At 74.4% G+C, this 17,303-nt stretch carries 18 protein-coding genes; 8 read left to right on the forward strand and 10 right to left on the reverse strand.

From position 1 onward, the window contains the following. Positions 1 to 352: 352 nt before the first annotated feature. The 4 genes from ligA to IE330_RS21425 form a co-directional block, all read right to left on the reverse strand. Positions 353 to 2,536 (reverse strand): NAD-dependent DNA ligase LigA, encoded by a 2,184-nt coding sequence (gene ligA / locus IE330_RS21410; RefSeq protein ID WP_190137704.1) that lies wholly within the window; start codon positions 2,534 to 2,536, stop codon positions 353 to 355. Positions 2,537 to 2,567: 31 nt separating this feature from the next. Continuing rightward, positions 2,568 to 3,614 (reverse strand): methionine synthase, encoded by a 1,047-nt coding sequence (locus IE330_RS21415; RefSeq protein WP_373314699.1) that lies wholly within the window; start codon positions 3,612 to 3,614, stop codon positions 2,568 to 2,570. Then, positions 3,611 to 4,300: an SDR family oxidoreductase gene (locus IE330_RS21420; protein ID WP_190137705.1), complete on the reverse strand. Its 690-nt coding sequence runs from the start codon at positions 4,298 to 4,300 to the stop codon at positions 3,611 to 3,613. The genes IE330_RS21415 and IE330_RS21420 overlap by 4 nt, the downstream gene beginning before the upstream one ends. Before the next feature lie 142 nt (positions 4,301 to 4,442). After that, on the reverse strand, positions 4,443 to 4,982 hold the full coding sequence (locus IE330_RS21425) for an LOG family protein (protein ID WP_190137706.1): 540 nt from the start codon (positions 4,980 to 4,982) through the stop codon (positions 4,443 to 4,445). A 152-nt stretch (positions 4,983 to 5,134) separates the two neighbouring features. On the opposite strand from IE330_RS21425, the gene IE330_RS21430 reads away from it, so the two are divergent. Beyond that, entirely contained in the window at positions 5,135 to 5,473 is a 339-nt protein-coding gene (locus tag IE330_RS21430; protein WP_190137707.1) for a DUF427 domain-containing protein, read from the forward strand. Here IE330_RS21430 and IE330_RS21435 read toward each other — a convergent pair. Continuing rightward, positions 5,443 to 6,612, reverse strand: a complete 1,170-nt coding sequence (locus IE330_RS21435) for a GlxA family transcriptional regulator (RefSeq protein WP_190137708.1) — start codon at positions 6,610 to 6,612, stop codon at positions 5,443 to 5,445. The two genes, IE330_RS21430 and IE330_RS21435, sit on opposite strands and share 31 nt — an antisense overlap. 93 nt (positions 6,613 to 6,705) lie before the next feature. Between IE330_RS21435 and IE330_RS21440 the strand changes: the two genes are divergently transcribed. Beyond that, the gene (locus IE330_RS21440; RefSeq protein WP_229925815.1) at positions 6,706 to 7,680 is read left to right on the forward strand and encodes an NADP-dependent oxidoreductase; all 975 of its coding nucleotides are present in this window, start codon (positions 6,706 to 6,708) and stop codon (positions 7,678 to 7,680) included. Positions 7,681 to 7,882: 202 nt separating this feature from the next. Here IE330_RS21440 and mnmA read toward each other — a convergent pair whose 3' ends face one another. Further along, positions 7,883 to 9,022 (reverse strand): tRNA 2-thiouridine(34) synthase MnmA, encoded by a 1,140-nt coding sequence (gene mnmA, locus IE330_RS21445; RefSeq protein WP_190137709.1) that lies wholly within the window; start codon positions 9,020 to 9,022, stop codon positions 7,883 to 7,885. A 60-nt stretch (positions 9,023 to 9,082) separates the two neighbouring features. Here mnmA and IE330_RS21450 point away from each other — a divergent pair, with 60 nt between their 5' ends. Next, the gene (locus tag IE330_RS21450; RefSeq protein WP_190137710.1) at positions 9,083 to 9,799 is read left to right on the forward strand and encodes an N-acetylmuramoyl-L-alanine amidase; all 717 of its coding nucleotides are present in this window, start codon (positions 9,083 to 9,085) and stop codon (positions 9,797 to 9,799) included. A gap of 59 nt (positions 9,800 to 9,858) precedes the next feature. Here IE330_RS21450 and IE330_RS21455 read toward each other — a convergent pair whose 3' ends face one another. The 3 genes from IE330_RS21455 to IE330_RS21465 form a co-directional block, all read right to left on the reverse strand. Further along, positions 9,859 to 11,028 (reverse strand): cysteine desulfurase family protein, encoded by a 1,170-nt coding sequence (locus IE330_RS21455; protein ID WP_190137711.1) that lies wholly within the window; start codon positions 11,026 to 11,028, stop codon positions 9,859 to 9,861. A 100-nt stretch (positions 11,029 to 11,128) separates the two neighbouring features. After that, on the reverse strand, positions 11,129 to 11,458 hold the full coding sequence (locus IE330_RS21460; RefSeq protein ID WP_190137712.1) for a hypothetical protein: 330 nt from the start codon (positions 11,456 to 11,458) through the stop codon (positions 11,129 to 11,131). Between the two features lie 111 nt (positions 11,459 to 11,569). Continuing rightward, entirely contained in the window at positions 11,570 to 11,722 is a 153-nt protein-coding gene (locus IE330_RS21465; RefSeq protein ID WP_190137713.1) for a hypothetical protein, read from the reverse strand. Between the two features lie 190 nt (positions 11,723 to 11,912). Here IE330_RS21465 and IE330_RS21470 point away from each other — a divergent pair, with 190 nt between their 5' ends. Continuing rightward, positions 11,913 to 12,539, forward strand: a complete 627-nt coding sequence (locus tag IE330_RS21470; protein WP_190137714.1) for a TetR family transcriptional regulator — start codon at positions 11,913 to 11,915, stop codon at positions 12,537 to 12,539. Positions 12,540 to 12,662: 123 nt separating this feature from the next. Beyond that, positions 12,663 to 13,535 carry an alpha/beta fold hydrolase gene (locus IE330_RS21475; protein WP_190137715.1) on the forward strand — a complete coding sequence of 291 codons (873 nt, stop codon included), beginning with the start codon at positions 12,663 to 12,665 and terminating at the stop codon, positions 13,533 to 13,535. Here the strand turns inward: IE330_RS21475 and IE330_RS21480 are convergent. Further along, on the reverse strand, positions 13,523 to 14,491 hold the full coding sequence (locus IE330_RS21480; RefSeq protein ID WP_190137716.1) for a helix-turn-helix transcriptional regulator: 969 nt from the start codon (positions 14,489 to 14,491) through the stop codon (positions 13,523 to 13,525). The two genes, IE330_RS21475 and IE330_RS21480, sit on opposite strands and share 13 nt — an antisense overlap. Before the next feature lie 158 nt (positions 14,492 to 14,649). On the opposite strand from IE330_RS21480, the gene IE330_RS21485 reads away from it, so the two are divergent. From IE330_RS21485 to IE330_RS21495, 3 genes are all read left to right on the forward strand, one after another. Continuing rightward, positions 14,650 to 15,555 (forward strand): LysR family transcriptional regulator, encoded by a 906-nt coding sequence (locus IE330_RS21485; protein ID WP_190137717.1) that lies wholly within the window; start codon positions 14,650 to 14,652, stop codon positions 15,553 to 15,555. Positions 15,556 to 15,640: 85 nt separating this feature from the next. Further along, positions 15,641 to 16,216, forward strand: coding sequence for a cysteine dioxygenase family protein (locus tag IE330_RS21490; protein ID WP_190137718.1), 576 nt, complete (start codon positions 15,641 to 15,643; stop codon positions 16,214 to 16,216). Further along, the gene (locus tag IE330_RS21495; RefSeq protein ID WP_190137719.1) at positions 16,216 to 17,259 is read left to right on the forward strand and encodes a YeiH family protein; all 1,044 of its coding nucleotides are present in this window, start codon (positions 16,216 to 16,218) and stop codon (positions 17,257 to 17,259) included. Before IE330_RS21490 ends, IE330_RS21495 begins: the two co-directional genes overlap by 1 nt. Positions 17,260 to 17,303: the final 44 nt, after the last annotated feature.

Raw genomic sequence — 17,303 nt, forward strand, 5'->3', positions numbered from 1 at the left:
GGCGGGCCCGGCGGCGCGGCGGCACCGCCACGCGCCGAGCCCGCGCCGCAGGCGCGACCGCAGCCATGAGTCCGGGGCGACGCTCTCGGTCGGTTCCATTCCCGTCCCTCTCACAGCCGGCGGTGCCCACGCCACGCGGACTTCAGGTCCTGACAGCCGCGTCTGAAAACCCTTCCCCGGCTCTCCACGACACGAGCAGGGGGGTACCCCATCGGCAGCGGGGCACGGCAGGCGCACACCTCAACAGTAGGCCGCAGAGGGCTGTCACGGGCAGCGGTCGTCTACGGTTGCCCGAATGCGACCCGGCCACCCGTATGCATCTGGTATGCGCTGAACGGGTGGTCTTCAACCGCTATTCTTCGGTCGGAAGTGCGACGTCCCGGGCGGCGTCCGCCCCCTGTTCGAGCAGCACCGCGAAGCCGTCCTCATCCAGGACCGGAACCTTCAGTTGCACGGCCTTGTCGTACTTCGAGCCGGGGTTGTCGCCCACGACGACAAATCCCGTCTTCTTCGAAACGGAACCGGTGACTTTGGCTCCACGGCTCTGGAGCGCTTCTTTCGCGCCATCCCGCGTGTAGTTCTGGAGCGTTCCGGTGACGACGACGGTGAGGCCTTCGAGCGGCCGGGGGCCCTCATCCGCGGTGCCGTCGCCCTCCTCCATGCGGACACCGGCGGCGCGCCACTTGCGGATGATCTCGCGGTGCCAGTCCTCCGCGAACCACTCCTTCACAGACTTCGCGACGATCGGCCCGACCCCGTCGGTGTTCTTCAGCTCCTCCTCGCTCGCCTGGTCGATGCGGTCGATGGACCGGAACTCCCGGGCCAGCGCCTCCGCCGCGACCGGGCCGACGTGGCGGATCGACAGGCCGGTGAGCACGCGGGCCAGGGGGCGCTCCTTGGCGGCCGCGATGTTCTCCAGCATCGCGAGGGCGTTCTTCCTCGCGCCGCCCTCCTGGTTGGCGAAGACCGTGGCGACCTTCTCCTCGCCCGTCTCCGGGTCGCGCTTGGGCAGGCCCGTGTCCTGGTCGAGTACGTACGCCTTGATCGGGAGGAGTTGCTCGACGGTCAGGTCGAAGAGGTCACCCTCGTCCGTCAGCGGCGGCTCGGCGGGCTCCAGCGGCTTGGTCAGGGCCGCGGCGGCGACGTAGCCGAAGTGCTCGATGTCGAAGCTCTTGCGTCCCGCCAGGTAGAAAAGCCGCTCGCGGAGCTGCGCGGGGCAGGTGCGGCCGTTCGGGCAGCGCAGGTCGATGTCGCCCTCCTTCATGGGGCGCAGCGCCGTCCCGCACTCCGGGCACTCGGCGGGCATCACGAACTCGCGCTCGCTGCCGTCGCGCAGGTCGACGACGGGGCCGAGGATCTCGGGGATGACGTCGCCCGCCTTGCGGATGACGACCGTGTCGCCGATGAGGACGCCCTTGGCCTTGACCACGTCCTGGTTGTGCAGCGTGGCGAACTCGACCTCGGAGCCCGCGACGGTGACCGGCTCCACCACCGCGTACGGCGTGACGCGGCCGGTGCGGCCGACGCCGACCCTGATGTCGACCAGCTTGGTGTTGACCTCCTCCGGCGCGTACTTCCAGGCGATGGCCCAGCGCGGGGCGCGGGAGGTGGAGCCGAGGCGGCCCTGGAGCGGGATCTCGTCGAGCTTGACGACGACGCCGTCGATCTCGTGCTCCACGGAGTGGCGGTTGTCGCCGAAGTACGTGATGAACTCCCGGACGGCGTCGAGGCCTTCGACGACCTTGTTGTGCCGGGCCGTGGGCAGCCCCCACTCGCGCAGCAGGTCGTACGCCTGGGAGAGGCGGTCGATGTCGAAGCCCTCGCGGGCGCCGATGCCGTGCACCACCATGTGCAGCGGGCGCGTGGCGGTGACGCGCGGGTCCTTCTGGCGCAGCGAACCCGCCGCCGCGTTCCGCGGGTTGGCGAAGGGCTTGTCGCCCGCCCCGACCAAGCGGGCGTTGAGCTCCTGGAACTTCTCCATGGGGAAGAAGACCTCGCCGCGGATCTCCACGAGGGCGGGGACGCGGTCGCCCTTGAGGCGGTCGGGGACGTCGGCGATGGTGCGGACGTTCGGCGTGATGTCCTCGCCGGTGCGGCCGTCGCCGCGGGTGGCCGCGCGGGTGAGCCTGCCGTGCTCGTACGTGAGGTTGACCGCCAGGCCGTCGACCTTCAGCTCGCACAGGAAGTGGTACGTGCTGCTGCCCACCTCCTTGGCGACGCGCTCGGCCCAGGCGGCCAGCTCCTCGTCGTCGAAGGCGTTGTCCAGGGAGAGCATGCGCTCGCGGTGCTCGACGGAGGTGAACTCCGTCTCGTACGCACCGGCGACCTTCTGGGTCGGCGAGTCCGGCGTGCGCAGCTCGGAGTACTCCTCCTCCAGGGCCTCCAGGGCGCGCAGGAGCTTGTCGAACTCCGCGTCGCTGATGACCGGCTGGTCCTTCACGTAGTACCGGAAGCGGTGCTCCTCGATCTGCTCGGCGAGCTGGGCGTGGCGCTCGCGCGCCTCGGCCGGCACCGTGCCTTCCTGTTCGACAGCCACCGTTTCGTCCTCCCGTTACCTTCGGACCCAGTTACTCAGGGTTGTCCGCAAGCGATCTCGCCGCCCGGACGCAGTGCGCGAGCGCCGCGCGGGCATATGCGGGCGAAGCGCCCGCGAGACCGCACGACGGCGTGACCGCGACCGCGTCCGCGAGCAACCCCGGATTCAGCCCCAGCCTGCGCCACAGCGTCCTGACATCCATGACGCTACCGGCAGGGTCTGACAATGGGCCCTCGGTGCCCGGCACGACACCGGCGAACAGCTGCGTCCCGGCCTCGACGGCCTCGCCGAGGACCTCGTCGTCACGCTCGGTGAGGAGCGAGAAGTCGAACGACAGACCGGCCGCGCCGGCCCTGCGCAACAGGGCGAACGGGACGTCGGGCGCGCAGGAGTGCACGACCACCGGACCGTCGTGGACGGCCATGACGTCGCGCAGCGCGCTCTCCACGACCTGGCGGTCCACGGCGCGGTGGGTGCGGTACTGGCTCGCGGTCCTGATCCGGCCGCGCAGCACGGCGGTCAGCGACGGCTCGTCGAGCTGGAGCACGAGCCGCGCGCCCGGCACCCGCCTGCGGACCTGCGCGAGGTGGGCGCGGAGGCCTTCGGCGAGGGACCCGGTCAGGTCCCGGCAGGCGCCGGGGTCGGAGACCATCGCCTCGCCGTTCCTCAGCTCCAGGGCGGCGGCCAGCGTCCACGGGCCGACGACCTGCACCTTCAGCGGGCCCTCGTACCCCTGGGTGAACTCCTCCAGGGCGTCGAGGTCCTCGCCGAGCCACGAGACCGCGCGCCGGGTGTCCCGGCCGGGCCGGTCGCCGACGCGCCAGCCGCTGGGCTCCACGCGCGCGTAGAGCTCGACGAGCATCCCGGTGGTGCGGCCGATCATGTCGGCGCCGGGCCCGCGCGCGGGCAGCTCCGCGAGGTGCGGCATCCCCGCGCCGGGCTCCGCGAAGGTGCCGGTGACGGTCTTGGCGGCCTCGCGGGCGTCGCCGCCGGGCATCGAGCCGACGCCGGTGGCGCGGCCCCAGTCCCAGGCGCCCCCGGTGCTCTCGGGCTTGTTGTCGGTCACCGCCGTGCTCACCGCCCGGGCCGCACCGTCAGGTCGTTGACCTCGGCGTCGCGCGGCAGGTCGAGGGCCATCAGGATCGTCGTCGCCACGGACTCGGGGTCGATCCACTTGCCGGCGTCGTACGCCCTGCCCTCCTGCTGGTGCACCTTGACCTGCATCGGGCTCGCGGTGCGGCCCGGGTACACGGAGGTGACGCGGACGCCGTTGGCGTGCTCCTCGTCGCGCAGGGAGTCGGCGAGGGCCTTCAGGCCGTGCTTGGAGGCGGCGTACGCGGACCAGTCGGCGTGCGCGCGCATCCCGGCGCCGGAGTTCACGAAGACGACGTGGCCCTGGGCGACGCGGAGCTGCGGCAGGAAGTGCCGGGTCAGCTCGGCGGGCGCGATGAGGTTGACGTTGAGCTGGTTGCGCCAGGACTTCGGGGTCAGCTCACCGACCGGGCCGAGGTCGACGACGCCCGCGATGTGCAGCAGGGAGTCCACGCGGTCCGGGAGCGTCTGGTGGGAGAAGGCCCAGGAGAGCTTGTCCGGGTCGTTCAGGTCGCCGACGAGGGTGCTCGCGCCGGGGAACTCGGCGGCGAGCTCCTTGGCGCGGCCGGCGTCGCGCGCGTGCAGCACGAGGGTGTCCCCGCGCGCGTGGAGCCGGCGGGCGACGGCGGCACCGATGCCGGAGCCCGCCCCGGTGATCACATGAGTTGCCATGCGCTTATGGTCGCATTCCGGCCGCGCGCGCCCGGAGCCGAGCCGGGGGTACGCCGCCGGTGGCGCGGCGGCGGCCGTACCCCGGCACGGGCCGCGGCCGGGCTCCCGCGCCGCTCCCGGCGGCCGGGCGCGCCCCCGCGCCTCAGTTCACCCCCAGCGACTCCTCCAGGTACGCCAGCGCGCCGACCGGCTCCTCCGCGAAGAAGACCAGCTCGGCCAGCGGCACCGGCAGGAAGCCCTCGTCCTCCATCCGGCGGAACTGCTCCTTCAGGCCGTCGTAGAACCCCGCCGTGTTGAGCAGCACCACCGGCTTGGTGGTCCGGCCGTGCTTCTTCAGCTCCAGGATGTCCGTGGCCTCGTCGAGCGTCCCGGTGCCGCCGACCATGATCACGACCGCGTCGGCCTTCTCCAGGAGCAGCGCCTTCCGCTCGGCGAGGTCCTTGGCGATCACCATGTCGTCCACGCCGGGCCGGGCCTTGGCGGCCAGGAAGTCCACCGAGACACCGCACAGGCGCCCGCCCGCCTGCTGCACGCCGTCCGCGACGACCTTCATCAGGCCCACGTCGGAGCCGCCCCACACCAGCGTGTGGCCGCCCTTGCCGAGCAGCTCGGCGAACTCGCGGGCGGGGCGGGTGTAGGTCTCGGGCAGGTCGGCGGCGGAGAGGAAGACGCAGATGTTCATGGGGCCCACCGTACGGGCCGCCGCCGACATCCCGGCCGGCCACCGGGGGCACCCGCCGCGACCTGCGGGGAAGAACCGCCGGGCCGCGTCCGCTGTACGGGATACGGGGAAGGGCACAGACGCAGGCAGGACCGACGACCCGACCGGAGGACGTGACCGTGACCGCAGGACACCGCATCACCGTCGAGCAGGGCGCCCAGCACGTGCGCGTGGAGCACGACGGGCAGGTCGTGGCCGAGAGCAGGAGCCCCCTGGTGCTGCGCGAGACGGGCTGCCCGGTGCGCTACTACCTCCCGCCCCAGGACGTCCGTACCGACCTGCTCACGCCGTCGGACACGCACACGTACTGCCCCTTCAAGGGAACGGCCTCCTACTGGTCGCTGCCGGGCGGCCGGGACCAGGTGTGGGCGTACCCGGAGCCGAAGCCGGAGGTGGCCGCCATCAAGGACCACCTGTGCTTCTACGAGGTGGAGGAAGTGACCGGCGCCTGACGGGCGGCGCCCGTGAAGGTCCTGCGGTACGCCGCCGGTGACACGCCGAGCACGGACCGCATGTGCTGGCGCAGGGAGTTGGCGGTGCCGAAGCCCGCGCGGTGCGCCACCAGGTCGACGGGCAGGTCGCTGGTCTCCAGGAGGTGACGGGCGACCTCGATGCGCTGGGCGGTGAGCCAGCGGCCCGGCGTGGTGCCCACCTCGTCGCGGAACCGCCGCGTGAACGTGCGCAGGCTCATCCGCGCGTGCGCGGCCATCTCGCCGAGCGTCAGCGGCTCCTGGAGCCGTTCGAGCGCCCACGCGCGCGTGGGCGCGGTGGTGGCGACCGTCGGCTCGGGGACGGGCCGCTCGATGTACTGCGCCTGGCCGCCGTCGCGCCACGGCGGCACGACGCAGCGGCGGGCCACGTGGTTGGCGACGGCGCTGCCGTGGTCGCGGCGTACGAGGTGCAGGCACAGGTCGACGCCCGCGGCCACGCCCGCCGACGTCAGGACGTCCCCGTCGTCGACGAACAGCACGTCCTCGTCGAGCCGCACCCGCGGGAAGGCCCGCCGGAAGTGGTCCGCGACCTGCCAGTGCGTGGTCGCGGGCCGCCCGTCCAGGAGACCGGCGGCGGCCAGCACGAACGAGGCGCTGCAGAACGACACCAGGCGCGTGCCCGGGCGCACCCGGCCGAGGGCGGCGGCCAGCGGCTCCGGCAGCCCGTCGTCCGGCGTGGCCCGGTCGCAGGGGCGCGCGGGCGGGATGACCACCGTGTCCGCCGTCTCCAGGACCTCGGGCCCGTGCTCGACGGCCACGGAGAAGCCCGCGTCGGTCCGCACGGGGCGCCCGTCCGCGGTGCACACGAGGACCTCGTACAGCGGCCGCCCCGCCGCGTCCTCGGCGTTGCCGAAGACGCGGGAGGGGATGCCCAGTTCGAAGGAGTAGGCGTCGTCGAGGGCGAGGACCGCCACGCGGTGGGGGCGGGAGGGGGCCGGTGGCGCGAGCGGTGCGGCTGGTGTGACCGGAGTCGCCTGTGTGGTCAGCGGGGCTGCCGCGTTCGGCGCGCCTGCCGTGGAGGGCCGGGCTGCCGCGATCCGACCGGTGGGCGCGGTCGGTCCGGCGGGCGTCGGCGCGGCGGACGTGGCGGTGGAGCGCATGGCCAGATCCTGTCACATGATGGCCAAACTGCCAGCACCACGGCCGGGCCCGGGGACGCACGCTGGTGGCCGTTCACCGGAAAGGAAGATCGAATGAACTCCCCCAGCACCCCCTCGCCCCGCCCGACCATGCGCGCCGTCAGCCCGCGCGCGTGGGGCGCCCCCGACGTCCTGGTCCCCGTGGAGGTGGACCGGCCCGAGCCCGGCATCACCGAGATCCTGGTGAGGGTGCACGCGGCGGGCGTGAACCCGGTCGACTGGAAGACGCGGGCCGCGGGCGAGTTCGGCACCTGGGGCGAGGTGCCGATCCTCGGGTACGACGTCTCCGGGACCGTCGAGGCCGTGGGCCCCGGGGTGACCCTCTTCCGGCCCGGCGACGAGGTCTTCGGCATGCCGCGGTTCCCGGAGCAGGCGGGCGGCTACGCCGAGTACGTCACCGCGCCGGCGCGGCGCTTCGCGGCGAAGCCCCCGGCCATCGGCCACGTCGAGGCGGCCGCGCTGCCGCTGGCCGCGCTGACGGCCTGGCAGGGCCTGATCGAGACGGCGGGGCTGCGCGCCGGGCAGCGGGTCCTCGTGCACGCGGCCGCGGGCGGCGTCGGCCACCTCGCCGTGCAGATCGCGAAGGCGCACGGCGCGTACGTCATCGGTACGGCGCGGGCGGACAAGCACGACTTCCTGCGGGGCCTGGGCGCCGACGAGCTGATCGACTACACGGCGACGGACTTCGCCGAAGCCGTGCGGGACGTGGACGTGGTCCTGGACGGGGTGGGCGGCGCGTACGGCACCCGCTCCCTGCCGGTGCTGCGCCCCGGCGGCCACCTGGTCACCCTGCCGGACCCGGGCGGTCTGCCCGACCCGGCCCGCGCGGAGGCCCTCGGGGTGCACACCGGCTGGACGATCGTGGAGCCGGACCGGCACGGCATGCTGGAGATCGCGCGCCTGGTCCAGGAGGGCAGGCTGCGGGCGGAGGTGGCGGCGACGTTCCCGCTGGAGCGGGCGGCGGAGGCCCACGCCCTGGGCGAACGCGGCCGCACCCAGGGCAAGATCGTCCTCACGGTCACCCCCTGACCCGGGGCCCGGTGTGTGCGGCGCGGGACGGCCACCCACCGGCCCGCCCGTACGGCCGGTCGACCGCCGCTGCGGGCACGCACCGGGCGACCCCACACCCTGGAGAGGGCGCACGGCGTGACCACCCCACAGCTCCGGCCGACGGCGGACACAGGGTGGCCGGGGGCACCTCAGGACCGGCGGGTGGCCGGGCCCGGGCCGGTCAGGCCAGGGCCGCCGTGGCCGCCCGTGTCGTCGAGGCGATCGTCGCCGAGCCCACCACGCGCGTGCCGTCGTACAGGACGATCGCCTGGCCGGGGGCGACCCCGCGGACCGCCTCCGCGAAGGAGACGCGCAGTTCGCCGTCGACCAGCTCCGCCGTCACCGGGGTCTCGTCGCCGTGGGCGCGGAGCTGGGCCGTGTAGGCGCCCGGTCCGGAGGGGGCGGCGCCGCACCAGCGGGGCTTGACGGCGGTCAGGGCCGTCACGTCGAGGGAGGCCGCCGGGCCCACGGTCACCGTGTTGTTCACGGGCGAGATGTCGAGGACGTAGCGCGGCTTGCCGTCGGGGGCGGGGGTGCCGATCCGCAGTCCCTTGCGCTGGCCGATGGTGAAGCCGTACGCGCCCTCGTGGGTGCCGACGACCTCGCCCGACTCGTCGACGATGTCCCCCTCCGCCTTGCCGAGGCGGGACGCCAGGAAGCCCTGGGTGTCGCCGTCGGCGATGAAGCAGATGTCGTGGGAGTCGGGCTTCTTGGCGACGGCGAGGCCGCGGCGCTCCGCCTCCGCGCGGATCTCGTCCTTCGTGGTCACCGTGTCGCCGAGCGGGAACATCGCGTGCGCGAGCTGACGGTCGTCCAGGACCCCGAGGACGTACGACTGGTCCTTGGCCATGTCGGAGGCGCGGTGCAGCTCGCGGGTGCCGTCCTCGTTCACGATCACCTGGGCGTAGTGGCCGGTGCAGACCGCGTCGAAGCCGAGGGCGAGGGCCTTGTCGAGCAGCGCGGCGAACTTGATCTTCTCGTTGCAGCGCAGGCAGGGGTTGGGGGTGCGGCCCGCCTCGTACTCGGCGACGAAGTCCTCCACGACGTCCTCGCGGAAGCGCTCGGCGAGGTCCCAGACGTAGAAGGGGATGCCGATGACGTCCGCGGCGCGGCGCGCGTCGCGGGAGTCCTCGATGGTGCAGCACCCGCGCGCGCCGGTGCGGAAGGACTGCGGGTTCGCCGAGAGCGCCAGGTGTACGCCGGTCACGTCGTGCCCGGCTTCGGCGGCGCGGGCGGCGGCGACGGCGGAGTCCACGCCGCCGGACATGGCGGCGAGGACACGGAGCGGGCGGCTGGTGCGCTGCGGGGTCTGCGAAGTCATAGCCCTAACAGGGTACGGGGCCGCGGGAACCTCGGCCGGGGCGTATCCGTTGACGATCACATGGGGGACGTGAGCGGGAGTGACGACAGCGAGGCCGGGGCCCCGCGGCGGGGCCCTGGCCGGCGCGCGCTGCTGATCGGCGGCGCCGCGGCGGGCCTCGGCGTGGCCGTGCTGGCCCGCGACGAGCTGGGCCGCCTGTGGTGGCGGCTGCCCGGCACGGTCAAGAAGCGCACGGAGGGCGAGGTGGACGCCCCCGGAGCGCAGTGGACGGCCGCGTCGAGCGCGAACTGGCGGCGTGCGGACCGCCCCTCGGACTACGAGATAGACCGCGTGGTGATCCACGTGGTGCAGGGCGGGTACGCCACGGCCCTGAAGGTCTTCAAGGACCCCGGCCACGGCGCGGCGGCGCACTACGTGGTCCGCAAGGACGGTCACGTCGCGCAGATGATCCGCGAGCTGGACGTGGCCTACCACGCGGGCGACCGCTCCATGAACGAACGCAGCGTGGGCATCGAGCACGAGGGCTTCGTCGACCGCGAGGAGTCCTTCACCGACGCGATGTACGCCGCGTCGGCGCGGCTCACCGCGGGCGTCTGCGAGCGGTACGGCATCCCGGTGGACCGGGAGCACATCATCGGGCACGTGGAGGTGGAGGGCACGGACCACACGGACCCGGGGCCGCACTGGGACTGGGACCGCTATCTGCGTCTGGTGCGGACGTCCCGCGCGAGAGCCCGCGCGAACCCGCGCGCGTCCCCGGAGCCGGGGCGGACCTAGACGGGGCCCGGGCGGGCCCGGACGGGGGCTGGGCCGGGAGCGGGGCCCGGGCGCCGGGTTCAGCTCAGCCCGGCCGACCGCGCTCTGGCCACCGCGGGACCGATCGCCGCGGCCACCGCGTCCACGTCCGCCTGCGTCGACGTATGGCCGAGCGAGAACCGCAGCGTGCCCCGGGCCAGGTCGGGGTCGGTGCCCGTGGCGAGCAGGACGTGGCTGGGCTGGGCCACGCCCGCGGTGCAGGCCGACCCGGTCGAGCACTCGATGCCCTGCGCGTCCAGGAGCAGAAGCAGCGAGTCGCCCTCGCAGCCGGGGAAGGTGAAGTGGGCGTTGGCGGGCAGGCGGCCCCCGGGGTCCGGGTCCCCGCCGAGGATCGCCTCGGGGACGGCGGCGCGGACGGCGGCGACCAGCTCGTCGCGGAGCGCCCCGACGTCGCGGGCGAACCGCTCGCGGCGCTCGGCGGCGAGCCGCCCGGCCACGGCGAAGGCGGCGACGGCGGGCACGTCGAGGGTGCCGGAGCGGACGTGGCGTTCCTGGCCGCCGCCGTGCAGCACGGGCACCGGGCTGTGGGCGCGGCCGAGCAGCAGCGCGCCGATGCCGTACGGGCCGCCGATCTTGTGGCCGGAGACGGTCATCGCGGCGAGCCCGGAGGTGCCGAAGTCGACGGGCACCTGCCCGAAGGCCTGCACGGCGTCGGCGTGCAGCGGCACGTCGAACTCGGCGCAGACGTCGGCGAGTTCGCGTACGGGCTGGAGGGTGCCGATCTCGTTGTTGGCCCACATGACGGTGGCGAGGGCGACACTGCCGGGGTCGCGGGCGACGGCCGCGCGCAGCGCGTCGGGGTGTACGCGGCCGTGCGCGTCGACGGGCAGGTACTCGACGGTGGCGCCCTCGTGCTCGCCGAGCCAGTCGACGGCGTCGAGGACGGCGTGGTGCTCGACGGGGCTGGCGAGGACCCGTACGCGGGCGGGGTCGGCGTCGCGGCGGGCCCAGTACAGGCCCTTCACCGCGAGGTTGTCGGCCTCGGTGCCGCCGGAGGTGAACACCACCTCGCTGGGGCGGGCGCCGAGCGCCTCGGCGAGGGTCTCGCGGGCCTCCTCGACGGTGCGCCGGGCCCGGCGGCCCGCCGCGTGCAACGAGGAGGCGTTGCCGGTGACGGCGAGCTGGGCGGTCATCGCCGCGATCGCCTCGGGGAGCATCGGCGTGGTCGCGGCGTGGTCGAGGTAGGCCATGGTGGGCACGATTCTACGAGCCGCCGCCGCACGGCCGGACCCCGCGGTGGCGCACTGGGCGCCCACCCGTGCCCCGGCCCCGGCGCGCCCTGCGGACCGATCAGCCCGCGATGCTCCAGGACGCCGTGCCGTCCATGGCGATGAGCGCGGCGAGGAGCACGAGGTCGGCGACGCCGAGGCCGAGGCCGAGCAGCGCGCGGCCGCGCCGGGCGGTGCCCCGCCGCAGCGCGACGCAGGCGAGGCCGATGGCGACGGGGCCGAGCACGAGGTTCAGGACGAGCAGGCCGAGCAGGCCGAGGACGAAGGAGGCGACGGCCATCCCGTCGGTGTCCCGGCGCCCGACCGGCCGCCGCGGGGCGGGCTCCGCGGACGGTTCGGTCCCGGGGGCCCCGGAGGTGCGCGCGGTCGGCTTCGCTGTGGTCAGGTGCATAGTGCGACTCCTCACAGTGAGGCGGACGTCGTACGGACGGATCTCCGGCCGGAGCGCGTGGCGCGTCAGCCGCGCCGCGACACGTCGGCCCCGGCGCGACGGCCAGGGCCCTCAGCGGTGCCGCGCCCGGCGCTCCCGCACCGTGAACACCAGGAGCCACAGTCCGATGACCGTGGCCATGACGAACGTGACGGGCAGCGGGGCGTGCGCCACGGTGCCCATGGCGACGCCGAGCAGCAGCAGTGCGGCGACGAGGAACAGCATGAGGGAACGCCTCTCTTTCGCCTCTCCGACTCTCTACTTCCCTAAGGCTGGACTCTCCTGGGACGGGACTCTCCTGGGACTTTCCCGGGCCCTCTTCGGTGAACGCCTGGGGTGACAACTGTTCACTGACTCATGAGTCTACTCGCTGCGCGGCTTTCGAAACCGGGAGAACAGTTGTTGACTGCATGGCATGAGTCACGTCCTCGGCAGCCGCCCGGTCGGCGTCCGGCAGGCCCAGAAGCAGAAGACCCGTCAGGCGCTCCTGGACGCCGCGCTGCGCCTCCTGGAGGAGCAGAGCCTGTCCAGCCTCGGCCTGCGTGAGGTCACCCGCGCCGTGGGCGTGGTCCCGACCGCCTTCTACCGGCACTTCCGCGACACCGCCGAGCTGGGTGTGGCGCTCGTCGAGGAGGCGCTCGGCAGCCTGCACACGACGCTCGCCGCGATGCTGGCGGCCACCGGCGACGGCGAGGAACGCGTCGCGGGCACTGTCCAGTTGATCGCTTCCTACGTCCGCGCCTACCCGGCCCACGTCCGTTTCATCGCCCGCGAGCGCCACGGCGGCGTGAAGGCCGTGCGCGAGGCCATCGGCGGACAGCTCGCGCTGTTCGCGCGGGAGGTGGCGGACCGGTTCGCCACCGAGCCCCGGGCGGCGGGCTGGCGCGAGGAGGACCTGCTGATGCTCGCGCGCACGTACGTGGACCACATGGTGATGACGGCCTCCGCGCTCCTGGAGACCGACGACGAGCAGCAGGTCACGAGCACGGCCCGCCACCAGCTCCGCCTGATCGGCCTCGGCCGCGACCACTGGCTCGACTGACCACCACGGGCTCGACCTGCCCCTGCGGGCTCGACCGGCCGCCACCGGCCCGACCGACCGGACCGGCCGGGCACCGAGTCCGCCCCTCGACGCCCGCGTAAGGGGCCACTAGCCTCAGCACCTATGACGATCACGTACGCCGACTGGCACCTCGACCGGACCTTCGCCTCCTCGGCCGGTGCCGTCCGCTGGTCCGCCCTCGGCCCCGAGGACGGGGACCCCGTCGTCCTCGTGCACGGCACGCCCTTCTCCTCGTACGTGTGGCGGGGCGTCGCCCGGGCGCTCGCGCGGGAGCGCCGCGTGTACGTGTGGGACCTGGCGGGGTACGGCGCCTCGGAGATGCGGGCGGGGCAGAACGTGTCCCTGGCCGCGCAGGGCCGCGTGTTCACCGAGCTGCTCGCCCACTGGGGCCTGGACCGGGACGTCCGCCCGGCCGTCGTCGCGCACGACTTCGGCGGCTGCGTCGCGCTCCGCGCCCATCTGCTGCACGGCGCCCGCTACGCGCGGCTCGCCCTCGTCGACGCGGTGGCGCTCGCGCCCTGGGGCACGGCCACGTTCCGGCACCTGGGCGCGCACGCCGAGGTGTTCGCGGAGCTGCCGCCCGCGCTGCACGAGGCGCTGGTGCGGGAGTACGTCTCCTCGGCGAGCCACCGCGGGCTGCACCCGGACGTGCTCGACCGCCTGGTCGCGCCCTGGTGCACGGAGGCGGGCAGGCCCGCGTTCTACCGGCAGATGGCCCAGAACGACCAGCGGTTCACCGACGAGATCCAGGGCCGGTACGGCGAGGTGGAGCCGCCCGTGCTCGTCTGCTGGGGCGCCGAGGACACCTGGCTCCCGCCCGGGCACGGGCACGAGCTGGCCGCGCTGCTGCCGGGCGCCGAGCTGCGCCTGATCGAGGGCGCGGGACATCTCGTACAGGAGGACGCCCCGGCGGAACTCACGGCTGAGCTCGGTCGTTTCCTCGGTGCGGGCCCCCTCGGAGCTCACCGGCGGTAGAGGTCGGTGACGGCCGCGGCGGCCCGCGCCAAGTCCTGGCGCACCTCGGGGGGCGAGACGACCTCCACGGAGTCGGCGAAGGGCAGCAGCGTGCGCGCGGCGCCCACCGCCTCCAGGCCGAGCAGCACGGTGACCCACTCCCCCGCGCCGTCGTCCTCGACCACCCGCAGCAGCGCGCCCGCGTGCAGGCGCAGGAAGAGGTCGTAGCGTGCGCGGCGCACCCGCGCCGTCACCTCCACGCCGCCCGCGCGCCGCTCGACCCGCCGCTTCAGGGCCTCCCAGACGTCGGCCAGCTCCACCCCCGCGCGGCGGCGCACCGGCTCCTCCAGGAGGTCCGCCGCGTGCATCCGGTCGGCGCGGAAGAGCGCGGGCACCCCGCGCCGGTCGGCGACCAGGTACCAGACGCCCGCCTTGGACACCAGGCCGTACGGGTCCAGGGTGTACGTCCGCGGCGCGCCGCCGCCGCTGTGCCGGTAGCGCACGCGCAGCCGCCGGTCGGCGAAGACGGCCTCCTGGAGCGTGCCGAGGTGGTCCACGGGCAGCCCGGCGCCCGGCCCGCGCGCCCAGCGTTCGGCGTCCACGAGGATGCGGCGGCTCGTCAGCTCCGCGGCGGGCCGGTGCGGTTCGGGCAGCGCCGCCATCACCTTCCGCAGGGCCGAGCCGAGCGCCGCGTCGAGGCCGAGCGCGGCGTGCGCGCCCTGCGCGGCGAGCAGGAACAGCGCCCGGGACTCGTCGGCCGTCAGGCCCGTCACGTCCGTGCGGTAGCCGGGCAGCAGCGCGATCCCGCCGTGCCGGCCGCGCTCGGCGTACACCGGGACACCGGACGCGGACAGCGCCTCCACGTCCCGGTAGATGGTGCGCACCGACACCTCAAGACGCTCCGCGAGCTCGTGCGCGGGCACCCGGCCCCGGGTCTGGAGCAGCAGCAGGATGGAGAGCAGCCGGTCGGACTTCACAGGCACAAGGATCACGCAACCGCCCGCGGGCTCCCCCGGCCCCCCGGGCTCCGCCCTCACCCCCGGACCCTCCCCGACCCCCGGGCACCCCGCGCCCCATCCAGAAGCGACGGGAAACCCTCCTGCCCCCCTTCCCAAATTCTGCTTATGATTCGGGCGTGTTCGACTCCCGGCACATCAGGTCCTTCCACGAAGTGGTCCGCACCGGCTCGTACTCGGCGGCGGCGCGGTCGCTGGGGTACACGCAGCCCGCGATCACCCAGCAGATGAAGGCGCTCGAACGGTCCGTGGGCACCGTCCTGTTCACCCGCGTCGGCCGCCGCATGCGGCTGACCGAGGCCGGTGAGGCGCTGTCCCGGCACGCCGGGGTGATCCTCGGCAACATCGACGCCGCGCAGCAGCAGATGAACGCGATCACCCGGCTGCGCACCGGCCGGGTGCGGCTGTGCGCGTTCCCGAGCGCCACCGCCACGCTGATACCGGAGGCCCTCGCCCGGCTCGCCCGCAGCCACCGCGGCATCCGCGTCGAGCTCCAGGAGTACGAGCCGCCGGAGTCGCTGCAGCGCCTCGTCCACGGGGACGCCGACATCACGCTGGCCTTCACCTATCCCGGGCTGCGCGAGGACGTGCCCGACGAGGTGGTCGAGGTGCCGCTGATGGAGGACCAGTTGACGGTCCTCATGCCCACCGGGCACCCGATGGCGCGGCGCCGCTCGGTCCGGCTCGCCGACCTGTCCGAGGAGCGCTGGATCGCCGGGTGCCTGCGCTGCCGGGCCAACTTCCTGCACGAGTGCGCCGAGCAGGGCTTCGCGCCCGACATCGCCTTCACCACCGACGACAACCTGGTCATCCAGAGCCTGGTCTCCGAGGGCCTCGGCATCGCCATGATGCCGGGCCTCGTCCTGAACTTCCTGTGCCACCGCTCCGTCACCGGCCGCCCGCTGGACCCGGCGTCACGGCGCCAGGTGTCCGCGTACGTGCTGCGCGAGCACCTGCGGATTCCGGCCACGGCGCTCGTCCTGGACGAGCTGAAGGCGGTCGCGGCGAACCGCGTGGGCTGCTGACACCCTCCGACCCATAAGCACCTCTTGGGTGCGGGCGAAGAAACTGTCGTTGGACGTGATGGATGGTGCGGGCGACGCTGCCCGTATGACCACCCCCACCGCCCCCCACGCCCCGTCGGCCCGGACCACCGAGCGGGCCGCCGCCCTCGTCGCCGACATCCGGGAGGCCGTCGGCCGCGGGCTCCCGCCCGACCTGACCGCGTACCTCGTCGGCGAGCGGCTCGCCCCGCACCTCGGCGCGTCCGACCTGCTCACCGCCGCCCAGTGCGAGGGCGACCCGGACCGCTACCGCCAGCACCTGCTGCACGCGGAGTCCGACGGCAGCTTCTCCCTGGTCGCGCTCGTGTGGCTGCCCGGCCAGCGCACCTCCGTCCACGACCACGTCTCGTGGTGCGTGACCGGTGTGCACGAGGGCGAGGAGCACGAGCGGCGCTACCGGCTCGTGCCCGCCGCGGGGCCCGGCACGTCCGCGCGGCTCATCGCCACCGAGGACGTCGTCAACCCCACCGGGGCCGTGTGCGGCTTCGCGCCGCCCGGTGACATCCACCGGGTGTGGAACGCGGGCTCCGGCCGCGCGATATCCCTGCACGTCTACGGGGCCGACATCTCCCGCCTCGGCTCCAGCGTGCGGCGCGTGTACGACCTGCCGGCCGACCGCTGATGGCGCTGCTCGGACAGCGCCCGGCGAAGCCGGCCCCCGCCACCGGGAGCACGTCCGCGCCCGGCCCCTGGCCGGGGCTCGCGCTCGCCGCGGCCGCCGTGGCCCTCGCCTGGCTGACGCACCGGCTGCTGCCCGGCCTGCCGATGCTGACCGTCACCATCGTGCTCGGCCTGCTCGCCGCGCACGTACCCGGTACGCGGGCGTGGGTGCGGGGCCCGGCGCGGCCCGGCCTGACCTTCGCGGCGAAGCGGCTCATGCGGGTCGGCATCGTGCTGCTCGGCCTGAAGCTCAGCCTCGACGACGTGCTCGGCGTGGGCTGGGAGACGGTCGCCATGGTGCTCGCGACGGTCGCGGCGACGTTCGCCGGCACCTGGTGGCTGGGGCGCAGGCTGGGACTGCCCGGCGACCAGCCGCTGCTGATCGCCACCGGTTACTCGATCTGCGGCGCGTCGGCGATCGGCGCGGTCGGTGACGTGTCGGACAGCAAGGAGCGGGACACGGCCGTCTCCGTGGCGGTCGTGACGCTCTGCGGCACGCTCGCGATCGCGGTCCTGCCCCTGCTCCAGGGGCCCCTCGGGCTCACGGACGCGGAGTTCGGGCGCTGGGTGGGGGCGAGCGTGCACGACGTGGGCCAGGTGGTGGCGACCGCGCAGACCGCCGGGGGTGACGCCCTCGGCGAGGGCGTGCTCGTCAAGCTGATGCGGGTGGCCATGCTCGCGCCGCTCGTGGCCGCGGTCGCGTGCGCCGTACGGGCGCGGGGGGCCGCCTCGGGGACGGGGCGGCGCCCGGCCGTGGTGCCGCTGTTCGTGGCCGGGTTCCTGCTGATGGTCGCCGTCCGCAGCACGGGGTGGCTGCCGACCGCCGCCCTCGACGCGGCCGGCACCGCCCAGGAGCTCCTGCTCGGCGCGGCCCTCTTCGGCCTCGGCAGCGCGGTGGACCTCCGGTCCCTGGCCCGCACCGGAGGCCGCGTGGCCCTGGTGGGACTGTGCGCCTGGGTGGTGGTGGCCGGGGTGTCCTACGCCGGGGTACGCCTGACGGCCTGACGACACGGGACCACCCGACAACGGCGGGAAAGCGCCACGCACCG

It is taken from the genome of Streptomyces longispororuber, from assembly GCF_014656095.1.
Lineage (GTDB): Bacteria > Actinomycetota > Actinomycetes > Streptomycetales > Streptomycetaceae > Streptomyces > Streptomyces longispororuber.

Excerpts from the sequence above, each read along its gene's own strand:
- IE330_RS21420 (WP_190137705.1), bottom strand. The coding sequence starts at position 4,300 with ATGGCAACTCATGTGATCACCGGGGCGGGCTCCGGCATCGGTGCCGCC.
- IE330_RS21425 (WP_190137706.1), bottom strand. The coding sequence starts at position 4,982 with ATGAACATCTGCGTCTTCCTCTCCGCCGCCGACCTGCCCGAGACCTAC.
- IE330_RS21435 (WP_190137708.1), bottom strand. The coding sequence starts at position 6,612 with ATGCGCTCCACCGCCACGTCCGCCGCGCCGACGCCCGCCGGACCGACC.
- IE330_RS21440 (WP_229925815.1), top strand. The coding sequence starts at position 6,706 with ATGAACTCCCCCAGCACCCCCTCGCCCCGCCCGACCATGCGCGCCGTC.
- mnmA (WP_190137709.1), bottom strand. The coding sequence starts at position 9,022 with ATGACTTCGCAGACCCCGCAGCGCACCAGCCGCCCGCTCCGTGTCCTC.
- IE330_RS21450 (WP_190137710.1), top strand. The coding sequence starts at position 9,083 with ATGGGGGACGTGAGCGGGAGTGACGACAGCGAGGCCGGGGCCCCGCGG.
- IE330_RS21455 (WP_190137711.1), bottom strand. The coding sequence starts at position 11,028 with ATGGCCTACCTCGACCACGCCGCGACCACGCCGATGCTCCCCGAGGCG.
- IE330_RS21460 (WP_190137712.1), bottom strand. The coding sequence starts at position 11,458 with ATGCACCTGACCACAGCGAAGCCGACCGCGCGCACCTCCGGGGCCCCC.
- IE330_RS21465 (WP_190137713.1), bottom strand. The coding sequence starts at position 11,722 with ATGCTGTTCCTCGTCGCCGCACTGCTGCTGCTCGGCGTCGCCATGGGC.
- IE330_RS21470 (WP_190137714.1), top strand. The coding sequence starts at position 11,913 with ATGAGTCACGTCCTCGGCAGCCGCCCGGTCGGCGTCCGGCAGGCCCAG.
- IE330_RS21475 (WP_190137715.1), top strand. The coding sequence starts at position 12,663 with ATGACGATCACGTACGCCGACTGGCACCTCGACCGGACCTTCGCCTCC.
- IE330_RS21490 (WP_190137718.1), top strand. The coding sequence starts at position 15,641 with ATGACCACCCCCACCGCCCCCCACGCCCCGTCGGCCCGGACCACCGAG.
- IE330_RS21495 (WP_190137719.1), top strand. The coding sequence starts at position 16,216 with ATGGCGCTGCTCGGACAGCGCCCGGCGAAGCCGGCCCCCGCCACCGGG.